Origin of the sequence: Cupriavidus sp. SK-3 (assembly GCF_000611145.1) — a bacterium.
In the GTDB taxonomy this organism is placed as follows: domain Bacteria; phylum Pseudomonadota; class Gammaproteobacteria; order Burkholderiales; family Burkholderiaceae; genus Cupriavidus.
Map to the genome: position 1 here is coordinate 19879 of NZ_JFJV02000060.1, position 24329 is coordinate 44207.

28 protein-coding genes are annotated in these 24329 nt (G+C 63.3%); 8 read left to right on the plus strand and 20 right to left on the minus strand.

Annotated features, from left to right (window positions below; all coding sequences use genetic code 11):
- Positions 1–148: 148 nt before the first annotated feature.
- The 4 genes from CF70_RS06565 to CF70_RS06580 all read right to left on the minus strand — a co-directional run bounded on the left by CF70_RS06565 (position 149) and on the right by CF70_RS06580 (position 2221).
- Positions 149–472, minus strand: coding sequence for a hypothetical protein (locus CF70_RS06565; protein WP_035862179.1), 324 nt, complete (start codon positions 470–472; stop codon positions 149–151).
- Positions 473–786: 314 nt separating this feature from the next.
- Positions 787–1026, minus strand: coding sequence for a hypothetical protein (locus CF70_RS06570; protein ID WP_035862182.1), 240 nt, complete (start codon positions 1024–1026; stop codon positions 787–789).
- Between the two features lie 62 nt (positions 1027–1088).
- Entirely contained in the window at positions 1089–1313 is a 225-nt protein-coding gene (locus tag CF70_RS06575; RefSeq protein WP_035862184.1) for a hypothetical protein, read from the minus strand.
- A 254-nt stretch (positions 1314–1567) separates the two neighbouring features.
- The gene (locus CF70_RS06580) at positions 1568–2221 is read right to left on the minus strand and encodes a DsbA family protein (RefSeq protein ID WP_035862187.1); all 654 of its coding nucleotides are present in this window, start codon (positions 2219–2221) and stop codon (positions 1568–1570) included.
- Between the two features lie 124 nt (positions 2222–2345).
- Between CF70_RS06580 and CF70_RS06585 the strand changes: the two genes are divergently transcribed.
- On the plus strand, positions 2346–3257 hold the full coding sequence (locus CF70_RS06585; RefSeq protein ID WP_035862190.1) for a LysR family transcriptional regulator: 912 nt from the start codon (positions 2346–2348) through the stop codon (positions 3255–3257).
- 1 nt (position 3258) lies between these two features.
- Here the strand turns inward: CF70_RS06585 and CF70_RS06590 are convergent, their stop codons facing one another.
- From CF70_RS06590 to CF70_RS06615, 6 genes are all read right to left on the minus strand, one after another.
- On the minus strand, positions 3259–3726 hold the full coding sequence (locus tag CF70_RS06590; protein ID WP_035862200.1) for a RidA family protein: 468 nt from the start codon (positions 3724–3726) through the stop codon (positions 3259–3261).
- 430 nt (positions 3727–4156) lie between these two features.
- Positions 4157–4567, minus strand: coding sequence for a LysR substrate-binding domain-containing protein (locus CF70_RS37465; RefSeq protein WP_235184916.1), 411 nt, complete (start codon positions 4565–4567; stop codon positions 4157–4159).
- 28 nt (positions 4568–4595) lie between these two features.
- Positions 4596–5015 (minus strand): organic hydroperoxide resistance protein, encoded by a 420-nt coding sequence (locus CF70_RS06600; protein ID WP_035862213.1) that lies wholly within the window; start codon positions 5013–5015, stop codon positions 4596–4598.
- 83 nt (positions 5016–5098) lie between these two features.
- A complete protein-coding gene (locus tag CF70_RS06605) occupies positions 5099–5488 on the minus strand; it encodes a hypothetical protein (protein ID WP_051648092.1) in 390 nt (129 codons plus the stop codon).
- Positions 5489–5916: 428 nt separating this feature from the next.
- Positions 5917–7242 (minus strand): ATP-binding protein, encoded by a 1326-nt coding sequence (locus CF70_RS06610; protein WP_035862214.1) that lies wholly within the window; start codon positions 7240–7242, stop codon positions 5917–5919.
- The gene (locus tag CF70_RS06615; RefSeq protein WP_035862215.1) at positions 7239–7979 is read right to left on the minus strand and encodes a response regulator; all 741 of its coding nucleotides are present in this window, start codon (positions 7977–7979) and stop codon (positions 7239–7241) included. The genes CF70_RS06610 and CF70_RS06615 overlap by 4 nt, the downstream gene beginning before the upstream one ends.
- Before the next feature lie 479 nt (positions 7980–8458).
- On the opposite strand from CF70_RS06615, the gene CF70_RS06620 reads away from it, so the two are divergent.
- Both CF70_RS06620 and CF70_RS06625 read left to right on the plus strand, forming a co-directional pair.
- Positions 8459–9160: a cytochrome c biogenesis CcdA family protein gene (locus CF70_RS06620; protein ID WP_035862216.1), complete on the plus strand. Its 702-nt coding sequence runs from the start codon at positions 8459–8461 to the stop codon at positions 9158–9160.
- A 3-nt stretch (positions 9161–9163) separates the two neighbouring features.
- Positions 9164–9691: a thioredoxin family protein gene (locus tag CF70_RS06625; RefSeq protein WP_035862218.1), complete on the plus strand. Its 528-nt coding sequence runs from the start codon at positions 9164–9166 to the stop codon at positions 9689–9691.
- Positions 9692–9822: 131 nt separating this feature from the next.
- Here CF70_RS06625 and CF70_RS06630 read toward each other — a convergent pair whose 3' ends face one another.
- On the minus strand, positions 9823–10875 hold the full coding sequence (locus tag CF70_RS06630) for an alpha/beta fold hydrolase (protein ID WP_035862220.1): 1053 nt from the start codon (positions 10873–10875) through the stop codon (positions 9823–9825).
- Between the two features lie 496 nt (positions 10876–11371).
- Here CF70_RS06630 and CF70_RS06635 point away from each other — a divergent pair, with 496 nt between their 5' ends.
- The gene (locus tag CF70_RS06635) at positions 11372–12082 is read left to right on the plus strand and encodes an SDR family NAD(P)-dependent oxidoreductase (protein ID WP_035862222.1); all 711 of its coding nucleotides are present in this window, start codon (positions 11372–11374) and stop codon (positions 12080–12082) included.
- A 101-nt stretch (positions 12083–12183) separates the two neighbouring features.
- Here CF70_RS06635 and CF70_RS06640 read toward each other — a convergent pair whose 3' ends face one another.
- The 8 genes from CF70_RS06640 to CF70_RS06675 form a co-directional block, all read right to left on the minus strand.
- The gene (locus CF70_RS06640; RefSeq protein ID WP_235184920.1) at positions 12184–13089 is read right to left on the minus strand and encodes an alpha/beta fold hydrolase; all 906 of its coding nucleotides are present in this window, start codon (positions 13087–13089) and stop codon (positions 12184–12186) included.
- 175 nt (positions 13090–13264) lie between these two features.
- Positions 13265–14026, minus strand: coding sequence for a DNA-binding domain-containing protein (locus CF70_RS06645; protein ID WP_035862232.1), 762 nt, complete (start codon positions 14024–14026; stop codon positions 13265–13267).
- Complete coding sequence (locus tag CF70_RS06650; protein ID WP_035862235.1) at positions 14023–14850, minus strand: DUF692 domain-containing protein; 828 nt, start codon at positions 14848–14850, stop codon at positions 14023–14025. Before CF70_RS06650 ends, CF70_RS06645 begins: the two co-directional genes overlap by 4 nt.
- A gap of 85 nt (positions 14851–14935) precedes the next feature.
- Positions 14936–15205 carry a hypothetical protein gene (locus tag CF70_RS06655; protein WP_035862237.1) on the minus strand — a complete coding sequence of 90 codons (270 nt, stop codon included), beginning with the start codon at positions 15203–15205 and terminating at the stop codon, positions 14936–14938.
- A gap of 43 nt (positions 15206–15248) precedes the next feature.
- Positions 15249–16010 carry an alpha/beta hydrolase gene (locus CF70_RS06660; protein ID WP_035862239.1) on the minus strand — a complete coding sequence of 254 codons (762 nt, stop codon included), beginning with the start codon at positions 16008–16010 and terminating at the stop codon, positions 15249–15251.
- 66 nt (positions 16011–16076) lie between these two features.
- Positions 16077–16523 carry a DoxX family protein gene (locus CF70_RS06665; RefSeq protein WP_035862242.1) on the minus strand — a complete coding sequence of 149 codons (447 nt, stop codon included), beginning with the start codon at positions 16521–16523 and terminating at the stop codon, positions 16077–16079.
- Positions 16523–16798: a DUF2282 domain-containing protein gene (locus CF70_RS06670; RefSeq protein WP_035862245.1), complete on the minus strand. Its 276-nt coding sequence runs from the start codon at positions 16796–16798 to the stop codon at positions 16523–16525. The genes CF70_RS06665 and CF70_RS06670 overlap by 1 nt, the downstream gene beginning before the upstream one ends.
- A 157-nt stretch (positions 16799–16955) precedes the next feature.
- On the minus strand, positions 16956–17195 hold the full coding sequence (locus CF70_RS06675; protein WP_035862246.1) for a hypothetical protein: 240 nt from the start codon (positions 17193–17195) through the stop codon (positions 16956–16958).
- Between the two features lie 573 nt (positions 17196–17768).
- Between CF70_RS06675 and CF70_RS06680 the strand changes: the two genes are divergently transcribed.
- A complete protein-coding gene (locus tag CF70_RS06680) occupies positions 17769–19556 on the plus strand; it encodes a cytochrome c biogenesis protein DipZ (RefSeq protein ID WP_035862339.1) in 1788 nt (595 codons plus the stop codon).
- A gap of 13 nt (positions 19557–19569) precedes the next feature.
- On the opposite strand, the gene CF70_RS06685 is transcribed toward CF70_RS06680, so the two are convergent.
- A complete protein-coding gene (locus CF70_RS06685; protein WP_035862341.1) occupies positions 19570–20505 on the minus strand; it encodes a LysR family transcriptional regulator in 936 nt (311 codons plus the stop codon).
- A 250-nt stretch (positions 20506–20755) separates the two neighbouring features.
- On the opposite strand from CF70_RS06685, the gene CF70_RS06690 reads away from it, so the two are divergent.
- The 3 genes from CF70_RS06690 (at position 20756) to hmpA (ending at position 24198) form a co-directional block, all read left to right on the plus strand.
- Positions 20756–22042 carry an MFS transporter gene (locus CF70_RS06690; protein ID WP_035862249.1) on the plus strand — a complete coding sequence of 429 codons (1287 nt, stop codon included), beginning with the start codon at positions 20756–20758 and terminating at the stop codon, positions 22040–22042.
- 56 nt (positions 22043–22098) lie between these two features.
- Positions 22099–22848: a creatininase family protein gene (locus tag CF70_RS06695; protein ID WP_035862252.1), complete on the plus strand. Its 750-nt coding sequence runs from the start codon at positions 22099–22101 to the stop codon at positions 22846–22848.
- Between the two features lie 138 nt (positions 22849–22986).
- The gene (gene hmpA / locus CF70_RS06700; RefSeq protein ID WP_035862255.1) at positions 22987–24198 is read left to right on the plus strand and encodes an NO-inducible flavohemoprotein; all 1212 of its coding nucleotides are present in this window, start codon (positions 22987–22989) and stop codon (positions 24196–24198) included.
- Positions 24199–24329: the final 131 nt, after the last annotated feature.

The window sequence follows — 24329 nt, forward strand, 5'->3', positions numbered from 1 at the left end:
ACACATAGTGGGCCTGACATGGCGACTGGCAGCGGGAATCAAGGCTGGCCGGCCGCGGCCGCCCGGCACCATCCCCCGAAGCGTCCGGGGATGTCGGGCCTTCCTGGTCCGAAACATCCGGCACTCTGGCCGATGCCGGCGCCACCGCTCACGGCGGCCCGGGAAGTGCCTTCAGGCCGATCCAGAGCACAACGATGACGACATTGACCGGCACGCTGAGCACACCGGGCACGTAGAAGAGCGCTGACAGGCCAGGCGCGCGCAGCATCAGTTCGACCACGCCGCCCAAGGCGCAGAAGGCCAGCCCGCACCAGAGCCAGCGCCGCATATAGGTCAGCAGCCAGTGCGCGTGCGCCTGGTTGAAACGCCAGGCGACGGTACGTTCGACGAGATTGCCCCGGCTGACATCGCGGAACAGCCAGCCGAAGAAGAAGTAGCGGTACAGCATGGTGCGAAAGGCAAGCTCTTGCATGATGACTCCTTCAGCCGCGCCTGTCCGTAGTTCGCCTGGCCCGGCGCTGAATGGCGCCGGGCCCTGCATCTCCGCCCCCACCTGTGTCCGGGACGCAATAGCGGAATAGCGGAGAAGATACGCACGGTCAAAAGCGCTTCGGGCCGCCTCGTGCCTGGGCTTCCACGCCCAGGTACACGCTGGTCACCCCTGGATAGTGGTGTCATACCCCGTATGACCTGGCCGATACCGGTCAGTCGCACGGCAAGTGCCATCATTGCACGGCCCATGATCGGCCATGAAGCAGGCACATCGGCCGGGAAAATGGCGCGAGACTACAGCCCCGTCTGCGTGTTCTCCACGCAAGCCTTTGCGTAGGCAATGGCTTCGCGGATCGCTTCTTCCTTGCTGCCGAATCGGGTTTTCATCTTGTGCCGCAACCCAGGGATGAACTCGTTGGTGTGATCGATCTTCCGCTCGAACAATACTGATGCCTGCCAAATCCCGCCATGTGACTCCCAGACCGTGCAGTGGCAGTGGTAATCCCCTTCTTCGACAAAGACATGGCTCGACACGGCAATCTCCCATCGTTACTCATGGATCATGGACCATGGATCATGGAGTGGGCAGAAAATCACTAGCCATTGTCGTTCTCATCACCCAAGCCAAACAGATGCACGGTGTCCCGGTATCGTCGGTGAGCCGCCAGCGCAAGGCACAGGCCTGCGATTGACAACCCCAGGGCCCAGCCGATAGTGCGCCGCATCTTCGCGGCCTGTTCGGCCCGGTAGCGGGAGTCCGCGGCTATGCGCACGCCCTCCCAAAACTCGGTTTCCTGGTTGCCGTTTTCGACTATCGCCATGTTTGCCTCCCTGTATGGATGTCGGAGAGCTTTATGGAGGAAATCGTAGCATGTAGCACCTGACCACGCAGACCATCCACACAGGTCTTGCACCTGATGGACCTGCCCCCGCTGCCGGGCAGGCTGCGCATCAGCTCGCCGCGCAAGAATCCGCGCATCTCAGGGTGCGATATTGCCGGAACCGCTACGATCCATACAGCGAAACTGGATTGCCGACACATGGCCCCCCCCCGGCCATGGAGACAACGTTTCATTCATGCCGCCGCAAATGCGCGCTCGCCCAATACCTTGTTCAATCGATTGTTCAAAATATCCAGGGATGTGAACCCCATCGCCAGAAGTTGCAACTGCCCTCGATCTTCGACGAGCAAACTCGGGAAACTTGATATACCCCAGCTACGGGCGAGGGCAAAATCCGCCTGCGTCGCTTGCTTCACACTGTCGGATTCGAAGAGATCGCGAAATGCTTGCTTCGATACATCGAGGCCGCTGTCTGCCAGGGCGCCCGCTGCCACTTCGACCAGGACATCCGTTGCCGTGGTATCCCGGGCATCCATGTAGAATGCTCGCTGCAGAGTACAAAATAGCGGAAGCGGATTCTGTCCAGGAGCGAATGCGCGCGCGGTTACCACCGCTCGGCAGATGGGTTCCGTGTCGTATATAAAGCCTTCGCGAGCCAGGAACCCCTTGCGGTTGAATTGAAGACCGCTAGCCTTCTCCACGCGCGTCCAGTGCTGAAGGCGGAAGCGTTTGCCGGCGTCGTCCAGAATGTCCGTTGCCCCTGCGCGTATGCCGCCCACTACAATTTTCAAGGGGAGGTCCGGCCTTGTTTCCGTGAGTTCCGTCAAAATATTTCCAAATCCGTAACACCACGAACACATCGGGTCGCCAACGTAGATCAACTGCATCGAATTCTCCTGAATGAAGGGCTGATTGCAATGCGTGTCCAGCCCGGGGACTCCAATCTATTGGATGGGCCGGCACCGATAAACGCCCCTCGCGACATAACAGTCGTTACATGCCCGCAAAACGATGAAACGCAAATTCGATGACCTTCAGCTCGGCAGCATCGAGCTCTTCTGTCTCGCCGCGGAACTCAGCAGTTTTACGGCGGCAGCGATTGCCACCAGCGTGACGCCGGCAGCAGTAAGCCGCTCCGTTTCCCGCCTGGAATCGCGCCTGGGTGTACGCCTCTTTGTCAGGACGACACGACAGATAAGGTTGACGGATGAAGGCCGGATCTATTTCGAGCAATCTCGCAACGCGCTGGCGCAACTGGTCGATGCCGAGCGGCAAGTGAGCGGTCAGCACGGGAGTCCGGCAGGCCTGCTGCGCATCAGCCTGCCAACCCCATATGCGCACTACCGGGTGCTACCGGTACTGCCGGAATTCCATCGGCGCTTCCCCGATGTTTCCGTCGAAACCCATATCAGCAATCGCAACGTCGAATTCGCAGACGACGTCTACGATCTGTCGGTCCGTGGCAAGGCGCCTGAGGACTCCACTCTCATCGCAAGGAAACTGGAGGACGCGGAACTTGTGGTCGTCGCTACGCCGGGCTATCTCAAGCGCGCGGGAAAACCGGCGACGCTTGACGCGTTGCACACGCACGAGTGCATTCAGTTCGATATTCCCAGCAGCGGACGCCGGTTGGCCTGGACCTTCAGTCATGAAGGGAAACACATCGACGTCGCGACAACAGGAAGCTACGGATGCTCCGAGGACGTGCTCGGCGGCGCCACGCTGGCGCGCGCAGGAGCGGGATTGTTTCAGACCTATCGATTCGTGGTGGAGTCTGACCTGCGCGAGGGGAATCTCGTGGAGGTGTTGCCGGAGTACGGCGGGGCCACCCGGCCGTTCATCCTGCTCTACCCACACGCGCGCCATTTGTCGCTGCGCGTGCGAGCCTTCGTCGATTTTCTGGTGGAGAAGTTCGCGCACTGAGCTACTGTGCCGGCCTTATCTTCGCGATGACTACCAGCACGACAGCGGCGTTGGCAGGCAGCTGGCTATGCGAGAACGCCGAACGTGCATGGCCGGCCTTTTCACCCAGCACGGCGGCAAACAAATCCGAGGCGCCGTTGATCACCGCGGGTTGGTCGAAATAGCCCTCGGCACTGCTCACATGGCCTTCGACGCGCACGATATGATCCAGCCGCTCAAATCCGCCAAGGTGGTGCCTGATTTGCGCCAGAACGTTCAAAGCGGCCAGCTCAGCCGCCTGCTTGCCTTGCTCCAGGGTCAGGACTTCGCCAACGCGCCCTTGAAAAACGACGCGGCCCTCCTGAAGCGGGAGTTGCCCCGATATAAAAAGAAGGTCGCCTGCTTCACTGGTCGCTGTGTAGCTGCCCAGGGGCTGCGGTGGCTGCGGCAGCGCAAGGCCAAGATCGGCGAGATTGGATTCCACGGACATTTCGGCTCCTCAATGATTACGGCTGAACAAAGACATCTCAAGAATGATTGATTGATTGATTGGCTCGGCATGCTTCCCGTAGGCCATCTGCTACTTCTGGCGAGGGACGTCTTCCGAATTGACATAGCAACAACGGGAACCGCGTTGCCGCAGATGCGGAATCCGATCTTCCATGCCGGACGGATGGTGTAGACGATCCGCATTCCGCCTTGGCTAAACTATAGGCTCCGGCGCCGCCCCGATAAGCCGCCAACGTGGAAAATCACTTGGTACACGACGGAATAAATCCAGGTGGCCTTCACCGCCGCGTCCAGGACTTCGCCGGCCACAGTAACTTGACGCCTCCCGGGTCTTGCATGCCTGAGGCCCCACACGGTGCCCGCGCACCAGTCTCCGATCGGATGCGTTATCCCTTCCGGCGCCGCCAGGGTCACACAGGCCGGTCTACTCCCTGGACAAGAATTTCGTCCGCGCGTAACGCATCGGGAATCCATTCACGTATGAAGGCGATCCGGGTCTTGATCTTGGTGTCGAGGTACTGTCGCGACGCATAGAGGACGTAGATATCTAGCCGCTGGAGATGATATTCGGGGAGTACGTGAACCAGGGTGCCGGCCCGGAAGGCCGCGCGCACCGTCAGCGTAGGCAGCGCGCCGATACCCATCCCTTCTTGCAAGGCGACCGCCATCGCATCCGGTACGTTGACGCGAAATCGCGCGTCAGGCAGTGTGAACCTCCGCTTGCCCGCCGGGCAGATCGGTACATCCCAGGCGCCCGTGGAAATCGATAGGCCAGGTGCGAGTTCAAGGGGATGTGGAAGGGTTGCCTGCCCGATAGGCACGGGCAGGCTGGATTTATGAAACGCTGGCTCAGACCAGGTTGATCACGACGTTGATGTTGCCGTTTGTGGCTTTGGAGTACGGGCACGTCTGGTGCGCGGCGTCCACCAGCGCCTGGGCGACTTCGTGCTCCAGCCCCGGGAGGCTGACATTGAGACGCGCTTGAAGGAAGTAAGCGCCGCCGGTTGTGCCCAGGTCCACTTCCGCGTCGATGGCCAGGTCGGCCGGGAGAGCGACCTTCATTTTGCCAGCCGCGATCCCGATCGCACCGATAAAACAGGCCGACCAGCCAGCGGCAAACAGCTGCTCCGGATTGGTGCCACTGCCGGCGGTGCCAGGTGACGAGAGCTGGATGTCCAGGCGGCCATCAGAGCTGCGGGATGTGCCGTTCCGCCCGCCGGAGGAAGTGTGGGTTTTGCCGGTGTAGAGTACGTTTTCGAGTTGGGTCATGGTGGATTCCTTACTGGAAATAGAAAAGCTGTTTATCAATTGCAAGCGATCAATCCGGGCGGTCATCGGAGTGACCGTACGTGCTATGCGGCCAAGCGGGGATCTGCAGCGTGTTCGCCTTCGGTATAGCCGTCACGGTTGCTGATGCGGGCGAGCATGGCAGCGCTGTCGGCAGCGGCATCTGAGCCGCGGGTGGGCGAAGCGGAGACGCCAACGCGATCCAGGCCCGCGACGAATCGCGCGGTGCCATCGACATAACGGGCGCCATCCGTGTAGACGTCACGCTCGCCACTACGCGCGCCGTCGGTGAACGGGTCCCGCTCTACGCTGCGCGCGGCGGCTGCGCCTGGGCCAGCGCCATGATTCGAAGCCAGCTCGGCTGCGGACACAGCCTGTACCCCACCGGCGGCGGCGGCGAGGGCAACGATCGAGACAAGGCGCTTGGCAAAGATTGTGACGTTGATGATTTTCATGATGCTTATCCAGGTTCGTGTAGGGCAGTTGCGCCGGTGTCCGGCGCGGGCGGTGTTGCGGCGCGGGCGGGAGGATCTGGTCTTGGTTGCCGCCGCCGCGCTACACGAAGCATTTAAGGCGACCGATGTATCTGGCCCGTAGCGATTTCGCCGTGGCACTGTGAGCACGCGTATCGCACTGGGCAAGCGATACAAACGAATACAAAATCGTCCGTCGCGGCAGCGGGGAGGAGGGAATGAAGACACGGCAGCCGAGGGCGGAGAGACTGGACCCGGACCAGAGGACGGCACGGACCCCACCTTGTCGGGACGCGGCACGAAGTGCTTCATGCCAAACACCAACCGCCACCGCTAAACGCTAAACGCGACGTGCAGCCCGCCCTGCCCGCCGTCGCTGGAAACGAGGCGCCGCGCGCCGGAACAGCCCGCTATGCCTGTGCAGGCAGGGTGAGCCTGGCTTGAAGGCCGCCCTCTTGCCGATTGGAGAGTACGAGCCGCCCGCCAAGGGCCTGCGCCAGTTGCTGCGCAATCGCCAACCCCAGGCCCGTACCGCCCGTCCCCCTGTTCCGGGACGTCTCGAGGCGATAGAACGGCTGCATGACCCGTTCAAGCTCGGCTTCGGGAATGCCGGGACCGCGGTCCCGCACTGCAATGGCAAGACTGCCTTCCTCCTCCCGGAACACAGCAATATCCACGTCGCCGCCGAACTTGAGCGCGTTGTCCACGAGGTTCGTCAGGATGCGGCGCAGCGCCTGCGGGCGCGTCAGTACCGGTGCGCCGACCTTGCCGTCCAGGGTAATCGCATGCCCACCGTCCCGATAGTCACAAGCCAGGCTGTCCAGCAGTGCATCGAGGTCCACGCGGGCCAGCGCTTCCGCGCTGCCATGCAGCGTGCGCGCATAGGTGACCCCCTCGCGGACCAGATGCTCCATCGCGCGAAGATCGCTGTAAAGCTTGTCCTGCGCCTCGGATCTCTCCATCAAGTCCAGGCGCAACCGCATTCGCGTGATGGGCGTCTGCAAGTCGTGGGAAATCGCCGCGAGAATTTGCACGCGTTCGGCGAGATACCCCGCGATGCGCTGCTGCATGGCGTTGAAGGCCGCCGCAGCGTGTACCACCTCGGCCGGCCCGCGCTCGGGGATAAGGTCGGCCTTCAGATCCGGCCCCAGGTTCTCCGCGGCCGCCGCCAGTTGCTTCAGCGGGCGCGTTACCAGGCGCACGGCGATCCAGGCGCAGCCTGCCAGCAGCGCCAGCTGAACGCACAGGAGCCCCGGCAACCAGGCCGACAATCCCGTTGGCGCCGGATGGACATCGATGGTGAGCGGACTGCCGTCGCTCAGGCGCAAATGCACCTGGAATTGCGCCCCATCGGCAGACAGTGTATTTGCCGTCACATCGTAGCGCTCCCCCAGTGCCTCTGCGATCGTCGCGACGGCTTCCTGGGATAGTTGCAAGGCTGGCGGGTCGCCGCCGGCCGTGCCGGCGTTGAGCAGGTAGCTGTAGTTTCGGCGCCCCAGCCGATCGAGCCAGGCCGGCCGCTTATCCGCCGGCATCATGTCCAGGATGGCAACGGAACTGGCTACATCGCGCCCGAGGTTGCCCAGCATCAACCTGTCGGCGACCTGCGAGCGCTCCCGCAGCACGAGGCTGAAGGCAAGCCCTTGCGCCAGCACGAGGCCGATCAGCAGGATCACCATCAGGCGAGCAAACAACGTGCGCGGCCATCCTCGCAGGGTCCCGTCCGGGCGGCTCATGTGCGCTCCTCCCGAATCTCCACCATCGCCGCGAACACATAGCCCTCGCTGCGCACCGTCTTGATATAGCGGGGCTCCTTGGCATCGTCGCGCAGGCGCTGCCGCAGGCGGCTCACCATCAGGTCGATGGAGCGCTCGAACAGTTCGGCTTCGCGTCCCTGCGTCAGGTTGAGCAGTTGGTCCCGGTTCAGCACGCGCTGCGGATGGTCGAGGAAGACCCGCAGGAGCCGGTACTCCGCGCCGCTGAGGGCGACGATGACGTCGTTATCGTCGAGCAGGTGCCGCGCGGTCGTATCCAGCCGCCAGGGGCCGAAAGCCAGCATGGTAGCCGCTTCGGTGATCTGCAGGTTGGGGGGCAACATGCGCGTGCGCCGCAGCACCGAACGTATCCTGGCCAGCAGTTCGCGCGCCGCGAATGGCTTGACGAGGTAGTCGTCCGCGCCCATCTCAAGCCCCAGGATACGATCGGCCTCCTCGTTGCGGGCAGTAAGCATCAGCACTGGCATGTTCTTGCGTTCGCTTGCGCGCAAGTCCCGGCACAACGTCAGTCCGTCTTCGCCGGGAAGCATCAGGTCCAGCACGACGAGATCCACCGCGCCCTTGTCCAAGGCCGCGCGCATCTCGCGCCCGTTCGCCGCAAGGGTCACACGCATCCCGCTGCGTTCGAGATACTCGGCCGCCAGCGTACGGATATCCCGGTCGTCGTCCACGATAAGGATATGGTCAGGCTGAGTCATGGCGCACCTTCAGATTGGCAGGGTGGTTTCCGGTCACAGGGCGAACACGCCGTCGCCGTGCGGCGCCCGCCAGGCGCAGAACAGGCGGTCTGGAGAAAGCCCATCGGCAGGTCGCGCCTGCGCGAAGCTCATACGCGAGTGCGGACAAGATCATCGTGGCGAGCAGCAGTGAACGCTTCATTTTCGTTTCCCCTCCAGGATCGCGGCGCGCAACCCGCGCCTTGATGCCATTGTGCTGTGGCCTCAGCGGCGCTTTGTATCGGCATGTATCTGGACCGCCCGCGGACAAGAAACATTTCATTTCCGGCCGTTTCCCGAAACATCCGGAATACGCGCGAGCGTTGCAATAGCGCCATTGCGTCAACACCGGAGGCATTCGTGACTTCAACAACCACCGCCACCCTACCCCATTTACCGCAGCGGCGCCGCAGAGCGGGCATCACCAGGCGCGCCTTGCCGGGGCTTCGCGGGCGCCAGCCATGATCGAACTCGTACTGGCATTTTCGGCCGGCGTGCTGACGATCGCGTCCCCATGTGTGCTTCCCGTGCTGCCGATGGTGGTGAGCACGTCCATCGGCGAGCAGAATCCTCTGCGTCCGCTGTCAATCGCATTGGGGTTCGTCACCGCGTTCTCCTCGGTGGGCATTGCGTTCAGTGCACTTTCAAGCTCTCTCGGTGACGTGCACGACCTGATCCGGGATGTCTCCATCCTGATTCTGTTCGCATCCGGGCTCGCTCGAATCTGGCCGAGGCTATTCGACCGGCTCATGACGCCGTTTGGCGCCGTGATCGACCGCCTTGCCGGCGTAGGTGCCCGGGCAGGCAATGGCATGGTTGGCGGCTTCGTGCTAGGCACCACGCTGGGCGTGGTCTGGACGCCGTGCGCCGGGCCCGTACTGGCTTCCATCCTCGCACTGGTCGCCAGGGCGCAGGACCTGGGGCGTGCCGCAAAGCTCCTCACGCTGTTCGCCGCGGGTGCCGCGATTCCCATGCTGGCCATTGCCTACGGCGGCCGGTTCGTGACCACCCGCGGCCACAAGGTCGCCCGCCATGCACATCATTTGCAGCGCGGCTTTGGCGCGATTGTCGCCGCAACCGCCGTTGCCATGTACTTCCAGTATGACGTGCTTGCCGTAGCCTGGCTGACCAACTCGTTTCCCTCAATCAACCCTGGAGCCTGACTCATGCACCGCTCGATTCGTGCCTGTATCGCAGCCGTATCCCTACTCGCAGCAACACACGGCAGTGCGATAGCCCCCTCGCCTGCCGACCATGGCAAGGCGCCGGAGTTTCCCGCCAACGCGAAGTGGCTGAACACCGGGCCGCTGACAATCTCCGCACTGCGCGGCAAGGTAGTGCTTGTCGATTTCTGGACCTACACCTGCATCAACTGCATCAACACGCTCCCGCACGTCAGGCAGTGGTACGACAAATACCGGGACAAGGGGCTGATGGTGGTCGGCGTGCATACGCCCGAGTACCCGTTCGAGAAATCGACCTCGAACGTACAGGCTGCTCTCAAGCGCCTCGACATCCGCTATCCGGTCGTGCAGGACAATGCGTATGTCATCTGGGACGCCTACAGGAACCAATACTGGCCCGCCCTCTATCTTGTCGATGCCAGCGGCAAGATCGCCTACCAGCATTTTGGCGAAGGACACTACGAGGAAACGGAAGCGGCCATACAGAAACTCCTTTCCGATCGCAGATAGCCCTGTGCAAGCCCGGATCACGCCAGCAACCGCCGCTCCCCGGAAAGACAGATCGACGCGGGGCCGCGCCGATCCACCAGGGGGACCTTCCCGGCACAGACGATCCGGAACTTCCCCCGACCCGCGCTCGCTCAGTAGCGGGCGGCTTCGACTACGGCATCCGCAAAGGCCTTCGGCGCTTCCTGCGGCAGGTTGTGGCCCGCACCTTTGACAATCCGATGCGCGTACTTGCCTGTGAACCTTTTCGCGTAAGCGCTACCGTCCGTAGCCGGTGCGACGCCGTTCGAATCTCCGTCGATCGTGATCGCCGGCACCGTGATCGCCGGGCCCGTGGCCAGGCGCTTCTCGAGACTGTCGTATTGGGGCTCGCCCGCGGCAAGACTGAGTCGCCAACGGTAGTTGTGAATCACAATCGCCACATAGTCCGGGTTGTCGAAGGACGCCGCGGTACGGTCGAACGTTGCATCGTCAAAGTTCCACTTAGGGGAATTCTCCTTCCAGATCACCTTGGCGAGATCGCGCCGGTGAGCCTCGAGGCCGGCCTTGCCGCGTTCCGTAGCGAAGTAGAACTGATACCACCACGCGTGCTCGGCGTTCGGCGGCAACGGGCGCTTGTTGAACTCAAGGTTATTGATGATGTAGCCATTGGCGGAAACAATGGCTTTGCAACGCTCCGGCCACAGCGCTGCGATGACACAAGCCGTCCGCGATCCCCAGTCGTAACCGGCGAGAATCGCCTTGTCGATCCTGAGTGCATCCATCAATGCAATGGTGTCGAGCGCAACTGCCGATTGCTGGCCATTGCGGAATGCCTTGTCGGAGAGAAACCGCGTCGTGCCGTGACCGCGCGTATGCGGAACAATGACCCGGTAGCCAGCGGCTGCCAGATGCGGGGCCACATCGACGTAGCTGTAAATGTCGTACGGCCAGCCGTGCAGCAGGATAACGACGGGACCATCGTGTGGCCCAACCTCGGCATAGCCGACGCTGAGAACACCGGCTTCGATCTGCCTGATGTTGCCGAACGACGCACCGGACGTCGCCCAGGCGGCGACAGGAACAGACTGCCCGGCAGGATCCGACTGCGCACGGGCGAGTCCGGTCAGGCCCAACTCCAAGGCACCGATGCCGACAGCCGCGGCACCAAGGAAGCGACGACGGTCAGGGTTAATCTCTTCAGACATGCTTAATTCCCCTGCTTTGTGGTTGGCTTTGATTTCCAGAATTTCCAACGAAGCGGATGACTACCCGTCGTCCGTGCGGAAAATATAGGTGCAATCGGTCCGCCGATTAACCCGCCGCACAGCACATGGGTTGTTACATGGTGTAAATCGAAATGCGCCGGGCTTTCGCCCAACGTGGCAGTCACAGCCCCCGATGCCTGCTATCCGCGTTGGCAATCGCAAGGCGCATGGCATGTGGCGCACGCCTGCGCGCCGCCGTTCCTGCCGTCTTCCGGCCCGTGAGGCTGTTGAGCCGCTGCGCCGGCGTTCCCGCACACTCAACAGACGGACAGATTGACGCGGGCACTGGCTGTCCGCCTGATTTGTTCCCGTCAGGCAAGACTCTTTGTCCATGGCGGGTATTCGAACTCAGCATCGATTCAACTAGATTTAGGACCAATCGGTGCCGCCGGCCCGATCGGCAAGAGAGCCGAATCAACTTGTATCGAGGTTTATCATGAGCACATCGCAAAAAGTCGTCGTCGTTACTGGTGCATCGCAAGGTATTGGTGCGGAGGTGGTCAAGGCTTTCCGCCAGCGCGACTACCGCGTTGTCGCAACGGCGCGATCCATCAAGCCGTCGGACGACGACAACATCCTGACGGTCGCAGGCGACATCGCCGATCCGGCCACCGCCCGGCGCGTAATCTCCGAAGCCGTGGCGCGCTTCGGCCGCATCGACACGCTGGTCAACAACGCCGGCATCTTCATCGCGAAGCCTTTTACCCAGTACACCGCCGAAGACTACGCGGCGAAAACGAGCGTGAACCTCGCAGGCTTCTTCTACATCACGCAGCTCGCCATCGCTGAAATGGAGAAGAGGTCGAGCGGCCACGTGATCAGCGTCACCACCAGCCTGGTCGACCACGCCATCAACGGCGTGCCTTCCGTACTGGCATCGATGACCAAGGGCGGACTGAACGCGGCCACGAAATCGCTCGCCATCGAATACGCCAGGAGCGGCATTCGCGCGAATGCCGTCTCGCCGGGAATCATCAAGTCCCCGATGCACCCGCCGGAAACCCATGCCGCGCTCGGGGCACTCCATCCGGTAGGCCGTATGGGCGAGATGAGCGATATCGTGGACGCCATCCTGTATCTGGATTCGGCGCCCTTCGTAACTGGCGAAATCCTGCATGTCGACGGCGGGCAGAGCGCTGGTCACTAGAGCACTCCAGGGCGCCATTGAACGCAGCCCGGCCCGCGTGGGCGGGGCGGACATCTCGTGCGCCAGCCAGTCCAATGCCGCCTGGCTTCGGCCCGCGCCACTCACGTGCGCCATCTGCCGCCGCGCACGAGTTCTGTCACCGCGTCGGCAAAGGCCTCGGGTGCTTCCTGCGGCAAGTTGTGGCCGACACCCGGAATCTGCCGATGCATGCGCGGCCCGGTAAACCGTGCGGCGCTGGCTTTGCCGTCGGTTGCCGGGACGACGCCATCGGCCGTGCCATCCAGCGTGATGGCGGGAACCGGGATCGGCGGAATCGCCGCCAGCTTTCTTTCCGTTGCCTCATGCTGCGGATAGCCGGGCGCCAGGCCAAGCCGGTGGCGGTACGAGTGAATCACGACATCGACATAGTCCGGGTTGTCGAATGCCTCGGCCGCGCGCGCAAACGCCGGCTCGTCAAAGTGCCAGGTCGGCGAATTGTTCTCCCACAGGAGGCGGGCGATATCGCGGCGGTTGGCTTCGAGGCCGGCGCGACCGCGCTCCGTCTGGAAGTAGTACTGGTACCAGAGGCCCCGCTCGACCTGCGCCGCCAGGGGGGCGGTGGCATGGGCAATGTCCTGGATCAGATAGCTGTTGACGGAAACCAGGCCGACGCAGCGCGAAGGACGGATTGCAGCCACCACGCAGGCGGCACGGCCGCCCCAGTCATATCCCGCCAGCACAGCCTCGGGGATGTGCAGCGCATCCATCAGCGCAATCACGTCTTCCCCGATCGCCCCCTGCTGTCCCGCCCGTGGCGTGGATGCCTCGCGAAAGCGCGTGGTGCCGTGGCCACGCAGATGGGGCACGATGACCCTGCAGCCACGCGACGCCAGGATAGGAGCGACATCCACATAGCTATGGATGTCGTAAGGAAAGCCATGCAGCAGAATCACGGGGCGGCCGTGTTCGGGGCCCGTCTCGTGATAGCCGATTTCGAGCCAGTCGGTGCGCACCTGCCTGACCGGCATGCGTTGCACAGGGGCAACGGATGTACCGGCTTCGACCCGATTCACGGACGGTATGGCCAGCGCTTGCGACGCGGCGACCAGCGTGGCGCCGGCGACGCCGGAGAGCAGGAACGCCCGGCGGGAACTTTGATGGTTGGACACAGTGCTGTTTCTCAGGGTTGGATCGGGGGAATCGTCAGACATTCTTGATATCGGCAATATTGGCGACTAGCGCGTTGCCCAGCCAGCTGGCGAGCAGTACGCCGGCCCTGGCGATGCCCTCGGCTTCGCCGAGGCGCTCCACCAGCATGGCGCAGAGCGCGTCGAACCGGCCGTGCGCCTGGACCTGGATCAGGGCGTCGTGCTCCACTGCATCGACCTGATGGAGGAAGCAGCCGAACGCCCTGCGCCAGACCACCAGTCCGGCGCCTGCTTCGAGCATCTCGCTGGCGGGCGGCGGCATGCCGTCGCTGAGCGAAGTCCAGATGTCCCGTGCATTGGTCGTTGCCGCACTAACCTGCAGGGACGGCACCAGGATCAGCGTCGCCGCGTCCCAGTCAATGCCTTCCAGCGCGGCAGCGGGCAGCGGCGCAGCGTCGGCCGCGACGAAGGCCCGGGACATTGCGTGTTCGATCCAGGCCAGTTCATGGAGATCGGGATTGTCGGGATACCGGGCGATCAGCGTTTTTCCAAAGCCGTCGGCATAGGCATCGAGCGTCCATGCGTGCGGCGGATGACTGTCAATATGTGCGATGGCCGAGGCGAGAAACGCTTCGTCGCCCATCCATTCGTGCACGCGCGGAAACGACGTTTCAAGGCAGCCGACAAGCTGCGCGCGGTAATTGTTCTGGTAGACCGCGAGGCCCGCCGCGGCATCAGACCCGATCCGGCGCGCCGCCGCGGGGGATGCCGTCATCAGCCAGGCCCGAAAATCCTCCTGCATGGCAGACAGGCTCATGCTTCATCTCCCCCAATGGCGCGCGCGACGGCAAGCTCGTCAAGCAGTCCGGCAAGCGGCGGTATGTTGTCGTCGCGCTCGATCATGGTGGCCACGGGGCCGACGCGCGAGCGCACCCGGGCGTAGAGCTGCCATACCGCCTCGCAGACCTCGTTGTCGTGGGTGTCGATCAGCAACTCGCGCCCCTGGCTGTGGCCGGCCAGGTGAATCTGGCGTACGCGGGCCGCGGGAATGCCGTCGATATAGGCGTGCGCGTCGAAGCCGTGATTGGTGGCGCTGACGAACACGTTGTTGACGTCCAGCAACAGACCGCAGCCGGTGCGGTCGCACATGGCCGCGAGGAATTCCCATTCGGTCATGGTGGCTCCTGGCAGGGCAAGATAGCTGGACGGGTTCTCGAAGAGCATGGCGCGGCCGAGCACGTCCTGCGCCACCGCGATGTTGGCGCAGACGAGATTCAGTGCCTCGTCGGTATACGGGATCGGCAGCAGGTCGTGGGAATTGAAGCCGGCGATCCGCGACCAGCTCAGATGGTCGGAGACGTAGAGTGGATCGAATTCATCGACCAGCGCCTTGAGTCTTTGCAGGTAGTTTCGGTCAAGTCCGTCCGATGAGCCGACCGACATCGATACGCCGTGCAGCACGACCGGATATCGGCTGCGCACCTCGCGCAGGACATGGCGGGGCCGCCCGCCGTCGACCATGAAGTTTTCGGAGATCACTTCAACGAAATCGACCGGAACTTCCGTTTCAAGAAAGTCCTGGTAGTGTTCCTTGCGCAAGCCGAGACCATAGCCGGCGAAGGGCGGACTGAAAACTGGCATGGGTATGCTCCCAACGGTGCAACAGGCCGGGAGAGCCCGGGACGCTTGCGCCTCCCGGGCTCTCCCCTGGGCCTGACTTCAGGGATTACTTCGGTTCCGCCAGCGTGCCGCCTTCCTTCAGGCAGACCGATGCGGGCTTGACGAGGACGCCCTTGCCCTTGCAATCGTTAAGACCTGCACAGTCGTTGCTGGCCGTGGCACACAGGCTGGTGCCCTTGCAGGAATTGACGCCATAGCAGCGGCCAGGCTCATCGCTACCGGCCGCGCGTGCCGGTGCCATGATCGAAAGGGATGACAGCGCGACAAGCGCGGCGGCGGCGGCCAGGGTGGCACGGGACTTTTTGGTCATGTTCATGGTGAAACTCCAGGTTGGTTGGGGGAAAAATGCTTTGCTGCAATCACGAATTTCGCGCCGCTTCTTCGATCACCAGCGCAACCGCTTCGGGCTGCGAGATGGGGAGAGCGTGGCTGGCCTTGATCTCCGTGACTTTGGCGCCCGCTCGCTTGTACATCCAGCGCTGCAGGTCCGGGTTCAGCACACGGTCTTCCGTTGCGACAATGCCGTAGCTCGGCTTTTCGCGCCACGCGGCCGACCAGACATTGCCCGCGAACAAGGCGCCGGGCACCGGCACCTGCGAGGCCGCCATGAAGTCGGTGCGGTTGGACTTGAGATCGGCGGCGTAGTCGGCGTTGAACCGGGCGGAATCGATGAAGAGGTGGCCATCGCGTGTCGAGCGGACGCTTGAAGCAGCGGCCGCCGGCATCGAAGCGTTGAGCTGGTTCATGCCTTCCCCTACGTCCGGCTCCATGCCTGCGACGTAGACCAGCGCCTTCACCTTGGAACGGGCACCGGCTTCCGTGATGACCAGCCCGCCGTAGCCGTGACCGACCATCACCACGGGGCCGATCTGCATGGAGATACGCTCGCGCACGACAGCGATGTCATCGCCGAGCGTCGTGTGCGGAAGCTGGACCACACTGACCTTGTAGCCTTTGTGGATCAGGATGTCGTGAACCACACGCCAGCCCGAGCCGTCGACGAAGGCGTCGTGCACCAGGATGATGTTCTTGGCGCCCGCAGGCGCGGCCGGCGTAGCCGCCGGGGCGAGCGAGGGGATTGCAAGTGCCACCACGGCGGCGAGCAACGGAATGTACCGCATGTAGTATCTCCGGCAGGCCGGTGTGGCCTGCGTTGGGTGTGTGAAGACAGATAAAGCGCGAGCCGGCTAGTTCTTGCGTACGCCAGCGGGCACTGTGCGATCGAGCGACCAGGCCCCGCCCCCGTATGCCACCAGCGGCAGCAGCAAGCCAGCCCAGCTCAGGTGCGTCGGCCATGCGTCCGGATAGACGAAGATCTCGATCACCGCCGTCATGCCGAGCAGCGCTGCCGCCGAGAAACGCGTGAACAGGCCGAGCACGAGCAGCACCGGGAACAGGTGTTCAGACCACGTTGCAAGCCGGGCGGCAAGTTCAGCCGGGATCAGCGGCAATGCGTACTCCGATGCGAACAGCGCGTAGGTCGACGCCTTGATCGTCAGCAGCCCCTCCACCTTCGTCCGTCCCGAGAGAAAGAACACAGAGGCAATGCCCAGACGGGCAACCAGCAGCAATGCACCGTCCACTGCTGACGTGCCCTGCCCCGCGGCGCCTGCATATTGACCGGTGCGCGACATCACTGGATGGCCTTCAGCGAACCGTAGCCCTTGGGCGTCTTGATCTGCGCACAGGTACCCTTCTCCACCATCACCCAGGCATCGCCCTGGTAGTCCGCCTTGGACGTCCCCGCGCAGGTGGTGCCCGCGCCGGCGGAGCAGTCATTCTTTCCGGCGAGCGATACGCCGTAGCATTTTTCGGTGGCCTTGGCCGGTTCCGCAGCGTGGGCGGCGCCCGCAAAGGCATTGATCGAGAGAGCGAGCGTGGCCGCGATAAGTGCATTCGAGCGTTTCATGGGAACTCCAGAGTTGAGAATGGGGAAGCGTGTTAAACCAACCGCCCGGAGCGGATCGCGGCGATGCCGGTCGTAGTCCGCGCACTGAGAAGACTTTTCTTATGATCCTGGCGGGGCGATGTTGATCGCGTCCCGTCGCCATTGGGCGCGTGGCGCGTCAGGCGTTAGCGCCGTCGTAGTACGGATCAACGTGGCGCGCGCCGTCGGCGTATGGGTCGCGTGGCCCTTGCACCGAGCGGGCGCCATCGGCGTAAGGGCTGCGTTGCTCTTGCACCGAACGGGCACCATCGGTGTAAGGATCCCGCGTGCTCCCCTGGGACAGGCCGGCGGCCTGCGCGCCGGCGGCGGCAACCAGGGCGATAGCGAATACAAAGTGCTTTGCGATGTTGGTACTCATGGTCGATCTCCTTGAACATTTGCGTCGGTGACTGCGCGGCCCTGGGACAGCATCGTTGCTGTTCGCTGCGGGGCCACGGAACGCATTAAAGGAGACTGCTGTATCGCGCTCGTAGCGCGTGAGGGCCGTTTTTGTCACTACCCGTATCGTTGCCGCGGCTTGATACAGACGGGTACAAATAACGGTGCGTCTGAGGCTTCAAAGAATGGCGATGCTTGTCACTCGGCCTGGCATGAACCAACCGGGCGCGGTAGCAGGCGTCCGCCACAGATACCGATGCCTTGGTCTTGGCGACACGGAATGTCCGCCGCCGGCATGCGTCCGGTCCGGAACAATTCGGGCGTGATAGGGATAGGGAGGGAGCCAGGCATACCTGCCGGGAAGGCAGCGTGTGCCCAAAGCGGCGCACCAGAGGCACCCCGCCTTGTATCGCAATGTATCGGACGGTGGCCCTGGCACAGTGTCTTACCAGCCCTGCCCTGCGCCGATACATCGCGGACATGCGACTGGTGTCTCATCACGGTCATCGCGGGCTCGCGGCGTCGCCACGCCCGCCCTTACCGGAAGACGATGATGCCCACTCTCCTGATTGCCTATCTCGGCGGCGTGCTGACGATACTGAGCCCATGCATCCTCCCCGTCGTGCCCTTTGTGTTCGGCACCGCCAGCCAGCCTTTCCTGCGCTACAGGTTGCCGATGCTCGCCGGCCTTGTCCTCGCCTTCTCGCTGGTCGCCACGCTGGCGGCGGTGGGCGGCACTTGGGCAGTCGAGGCCAGCCGCGACGGCCGCTACATTGCGCTCGCGCTGCTGACGCTCTTCGGCCTGACCTTGCTTTCGCCACGGCTGGCCAGTGCCCTTGCGCGCCCGCTCATGACGCTCGCCGAGCGCCTTCTGCCGCCCCGGGATGCGGCCCGTGCCGTGCCTGGCATCGGCTACGCGCTGATGCTCGGCATCGCCACCGGCCTGGTATGGACTCCGTGCGCGGGGCCGATCCTGGGCCTAGTGCTCGCCGGTGCTTTCCTGCACGACGCCCAGGCTCAGACCACGGTGCTGGTGGTGGCCTATGCGGCAGGCGCGGCGACGTCGCTGGCCCTGGCGCTGGCCGTCGGGGGGCGCATCCTGGGCGCCCTCAAGCGGTCCCTGCGGGCTGGCGAGTGGATCCGCCGCGGCCTCGGCGCGGCGGTGCTCGGTGGCGTGGCCGCGGTCTCGGCCGGGGCCGGCACGGGTCTGCTTGCCGTGTTCCCGGGCGCGGCAACCACGCGCTTCGAACAAGCGCTGCTGAACGCGTTCCACGCTGGCCATCCCGCACCGGCAACCGCCGCGACGACGATGGCGGCAGCCGGCGGCGGCATGATGCGCGTAGCGGCTGAGTCGCTTCCGGCCCGGCGCAGCGGCCTACCCTACGAAGGCCAGCTCCCGTCGCTCGACGGCGCTGTCGAATGGCTCAACGCCCCGCCGCTGACGAGCGGGCAGTTGCGCGGCAAGGTCGTCCTGGTGGATTTCTGGACGTACTCCTGCATCAACTGCATTCGCACGCTCCCCTATATCCGCGCCTGGGCGGAAAAATACAAGGACCAGGGGCTGGTGGTCATCGGCGTGCATACGCCCGAGTTCGCCTTCGAGAAGCGAATCGGCAACGTGCGCCAGGCCGTGGAGCAATTCAAGATCCGCTACCCGGTCGCGGTGGACAGCGACTTCCGGATCTGGCGGGCGTTCGGCAACAGCTACTGGCCGGCGCTCTACTTTATCGATGCCAGCGGGCAGATTCGCCACCACCAGTTCGGAGAGGGCGGCTATGAACAGTCCGAGGCCGTCATTCAGGCTTTGCTGCAGGAAGCCGGCGCGCAAACGGCCGGCACCGCGCCGGTCAGGTTCGACATGCCAGGTGCGCAAGCGGCGCCAGACCTCGACAACGTGCGCTCGCAGGAGACCTATATCGGCTACCGGCAGGCATCCGGCTTCGCTTCGCCCGAGGGCCTGCGCGCCGGCGCCGCAAGCGGCTACACGATCGCCGAGCCGCGCCTGAATCGCTGGGGCCTGAGCGGCAACTGGACGGTGGACGCCGAACAAGCCACGCTCAACCGCGCCGGCGGCGGCATCGCCTACCGCTTCCGCGCGCGTGACCTGCACCTCGTGCTCGGCCCCGGCGCCGACGGCAAGCCGGTGCGCTTCCGCGTCACGGTCGACGGCAAGGCGCCCGGCGCCAGCCACGGTACCGATACCGATGCGGATGGCAACGGCACCGTCACGCAGACCAGGCTCTACCAACTCGTTCGCCAGTCGGGAGAAGTCGGCGAGCACACCTTCGACATCCGCTTCCTGGACCCGGGCGTCCAGGCCTTCGTCTTCACTTTTGGGTAACCGTCTCCGCGGGCTACTGCTTGTCCGATGACTTCCGGCTGGCGGCAAACATCGACATGCGGCGCGTAATGTGCTCAAGGAACTCGGTTGCCGCGGCAGGCAGGGGCCGGCCGGTTTTCACAAGCAACCGCGCCTGGGTGCCCCGGAGCAATGGATGATTGATCGGTACGGTGACCAGGCTCCCGGCCGCGATCTCGCGATACGCCGCGAATTCTCCGATCAAAGTAATGAAGTTCTCATAGGCGACAAATTGCTTCAGCGCCGTCAGCGAGTTGGTGACGAGCGTCGGGCGGATCTTTATGTTCTCCGCGAACTCCAGCATCTTCGCGGCGTGCCCGATGCCAAAGGACTCCGGCATCAGCGCGAGCGGGTATGACAGCACATCGCGGATGCTGGCTTCGCCGCCGCGCAACGCCAGCGGGTGATCGGGACGAACCAGCAGCACCACGGGCTGCGGAGAACTGGCACGGTACTCGATGCGCGGGTGAGGCGGTGGATTATAGGCAAGGCCGATGTGGGCGCGGCTTTCAGCGACTTCATTCAGGACATCGTCGACTGGCAGGATCTCCATGCTGATATCCAGCATGGGATACCGCGCGCAAAACGGCGCAAGGACTTCGTTGACGAGCGCATCGACATAGCCCTCGCTCATGGCCACCTGGACCTTGCCCTGCTGCAATCCCTTCAGCGCGTGCAGCTGGTCCTCGAGATTCTCCTGATGCGAACGGTAGCCGCGCCAGAACTCGAGCAGATGCGCGGCCGCCTCCGTCGGTTTCACACCGCGCGACTGGCGCTCGAACAGCGTAGCACCCAGTTCTTCTTCAAGCAGCCTGATCTGTCGAGTGATCACGGAGGGTGACGTATTGAGGCTGTCCGCCGCCCCGCGAATGGTGCCGTGCGCCAGAACCTCACGGAAGTATCGTAATCGCAGCTGATTGATCTCTCGCATGTCGAAACACCATTGAGCCAATGTGATGGGCAGAAGGCAACCATACATGAACTTCATCGCTGCTGCCCGGCCATTCCCCGCCATGACGACCGCGCCTGACTTCGGCCATCTTCACCATGCGATACGGATGGGTTGCGTTGCTCAGATTAGAACGAAGCGTGAGCCCGCTTACTGTTGGTCGGCCCCCCCGGCTCTGTCACCATCGGCGGACTGGATAAGCGGCATCAAACACAACGCACTGGAGACCGGCATGTTAGTGATTCCGAACGAAAGCGCCGTCGACGACACTTCGACGCTCTACAACAAGATCAACTGGCGCCTGCTGCCGTTCCTCCTGATCTGTTACCTGTTTGCCTATCTCGACCGGGTCAACATCGGCTTTGCCAAACTGCAGATGCAAAGCGACCTCGGCTTCTCCGATGCCGCTTATGGCGTGGGTGCGGGCATCTTCTTTCTCGGCTATGTGCTGTTCGAGCTTCCAAGCAATCTGCTGCTGCCTCGCGTGGGGGCGCGCAAGACGTTCAGCCGGATCCTCGTGCTATGGGGCATCACGTCCGCCTGCATGCTCTTCGTGCGCGATGTGCCAACGTTCTATGCCATGCGCTTCCTGCTCGGCGTCTTCGAGGCAGGCTTCGCCCCGGGCATGATCTACTACCTGTCGTGCTGGTACGGACCGCAGCGCATGGGGCGCGCCATCGCGATCGTCTTCCTGGCGGGACCGATCGGCGGCATTGTCGGAGGACCCGCTTCGGCGTGGCTGATGACCACCATGTCCGGCACCGCCGGCCTCGCCGGCTGGCAGTGGATGTTCTTGATCGAGGCCGTCCCCTGCGTATTGCTGGGGTTCCTTGCACTGTCGCTCGTGCCGAACCGCCCCGCGGATGCGGCCTGGCTGACGGACCAGGAAAAACGATTTCTGGCAGCCGAGCTCGGGGTATCCGTCGCGCACAAGCACTCGTTCATGGCGGTGGCACGGGATGCACGGGTCTATGTGCTCGCCCTTGCGTACTTCTGCATTATCGCGGCCATCTATGCCATGAGCTTCTGGCTCCCGACCCTGATCAGGGCGCAGGGCGTGACCGATACCGTACAGCTCGGCTGGTACACCGCATTGCCGTACCTTGGCGCCGCATTCGGCATGTACTACATGGGGCGCCGGTCCGATCAAAAGGGCGAGCGCCGATATCACAGTGCCGTGCCCGCCTTCTTCGCTGCGCTGTTGCTCGCCGGGTCGGCACTCGCAGACGGCAATCTCGGTCTGTCGCTTGTCCTGCTTACGCTCGGCACCACCGCGCTCTGGATGACCTACACGGTGTTCTGGGCCATGCCGGCCGAGTACATCAAGGGCCCGGCGGCAGCCGGCGGCATTGCGCTGATCAACACGATCGGCCTGTCCGGCGGCTTCTGGGGCCCGGCCATCATCGGGTGGGCCAAGACCGCGACCGGCAGCCTGCATCCTGGCGTGCTGGTCATGGCGTTGATGCCGCTGATTGCCTCGCTGATCCTCCTCGCCAACAAGTTGCCTGAGCGCCGGTAGTCCACTACAAACCACGTACAAGGTTCCGAGAGGAACACACGAAAGAAGGAGCAGCCATGCTTTTACATCTATCCACCTGGGCCGAAGTCGAACAGTTTCTCAAACGTAGCCGCGTGATTGTCGTGCCAATCGGTTCCAACGAGCAGCACGGGCCAACAGGGCTTCTTGGCACCGACTGGCTTTGCCCGGAGATCATTGCGCGCGAGGCGGAAAAGACGGCCGATATCTTGGTGGCGCCGACGTTCAACATTGGCATGGCCCAGCATCACCTCGGCTTTCCCGGCACCATCTCGCTGCGCCCGTCGACCTTCATTGCCGCGATCGGTGACTGGACCCGCTCACTGGCGGGGCACGGATTCGAGAAGATCCTGTTCCTCAACGGCCATGGCGGCAATATCGCCTCCATCGAGGCCGCGTTCTCCGAGATCTATGCCGAAGCCAGTTTTTCCCGGCGCCGCGCCGGATTTGCGCTGAAGCTGTGCAACTGGTGGGACCTGGCAGGCGTCAACGAGCTGGCGCGCGAGCAGTTCCCGACCGGCCATGGCTCTCACGCCACGCCTTCCGAGATTGCCATTACACAGTGGGCCTTTCCCGGCGCCGTGAAGTCGGCCGGCTATGCACCCCAAATCGCCCCATCGGGCCCCATCCGGGAGGCGCTCGACTTTCGTGCGCGGTTCCCGGACGGGCGCATCGGTTCTGACCCGGGACAGGCGACACCGGAAAAGGGACGCGCACTGGTCGAACTGGCCGCGCAAAGCCTCGCGCGCGAGCTTGAGGCATTCGGGTGTGAGCCAATGACCCTCTGACGCACGCGATCGCGAGTTCGCTACGGCGTACATGACGGGCTGCGCCAGGGTTGCCGCATCCCCCCCGAAGCCGGGTGAGGTATAGACTTTGAACGGGTGTGGTTCACACCTGTTGCCAATCTTCGAAGGAACGATGCAATGCTCACCCAGAAGACCAAGGACATCGTCAAATCCACCGCCCCGGTGCTGGCGGAACACGGATACCCCATCATCCAGCGTTTCTATAAACGCATGTTCGAGGCGCACCCGGAACTCAAAAACGTATTCAATATGGCGCACCAGGAACAAGGGCAGCAGCAGCAGGCCCTGGCGCGCGCGGTGTATGCCTACGCCGCGAATATCGAGAATCCCGAGAGTCTCTCGGCCGTTCTGAAGAACATCGCAAACAAACACGCAAGTCTTGGCGTGCGGCCGGAGCATTACCCGATCGTCGGTGAACACCTGCTCGGCGCGATCAAGGATGTTCTCGGGGATGCGGCGACCGGCGAGATCATCTCCGCTTGGGCACAGGCGTACGGGAACCTCGCAGACATCCTGATGGGTATGGAAAGCGATTTGTACGAGCGCTCCGCCGAGCAGGATGGCGGCTGGAAAGGCTGGCGCACATTCATCGTCCGCGAAAAGCGGCCTGAGAGCGACGTCATCACCTCGTTCATTCTGGAACCGGCCGATGGTGGCCCGGTGGTAAATTTCGAGCCTGGCCAGTACACCAGCGTCGCGATCCAGGTGCCCTCTCTTGGCCTGCAGCAGATTCGGCAGTACAGCCTCTCCGATGTGCCGAATGGGCGAAGTTACCGGATATCGGTGAAGCGCGAGAGTGGCGGCACGACGCCGGCGGGTTATGTCTCCTGCCTGCTGCACGATCACGTCGGTGTTGGCGACGAGGTCATGCTCGCCGCGCCGTACGGCATCTTCTACATCGACGTAAATGCCAGGTCCCCGATCGTGCTGATCAGCGGTGGCGTAGGGCTGACCCCAATGGTCAGCATGCTGAAGAAGGCGCTTCAGGAACCGCCGCGGCAGGTAGTGTTCGTGCATGGCGCCCGCAATAGTGCGGTGCAGGCCATGCGCAACCGTCTGCGCGAAGCATCGCATGAGCACGCCAACTTCAAGCTGCTTGTGTTCTATAACGAGCCACTCCCGGAAGACATCCAGGGTAAGGATTTCGATTACAAGGGCTTGGTCGACGTCAATTTGATCAAGGATTCCATCATGCTGCCGGATGCTGATTACTACATCTGCGGACCGATCCCGTTCATGCGGATGCAGCACGATGCCCTCCAGAACCTGGGCATCCCGGAGACGCGCATCCACTATGAAGTGTTCGGGCCGGACCTGTTCGATGAGTAGCGCGAACCGGCGGCAATAAGCACTTGCCCTGCACCCTGCCCCCGGTGCTTGACGCGTTATACGCGCTATACGCGTTATGGGGCCGGTCAAACTCTTCGACGCCGCTTTCCTGCAAGGCCGGACTTGCAGCG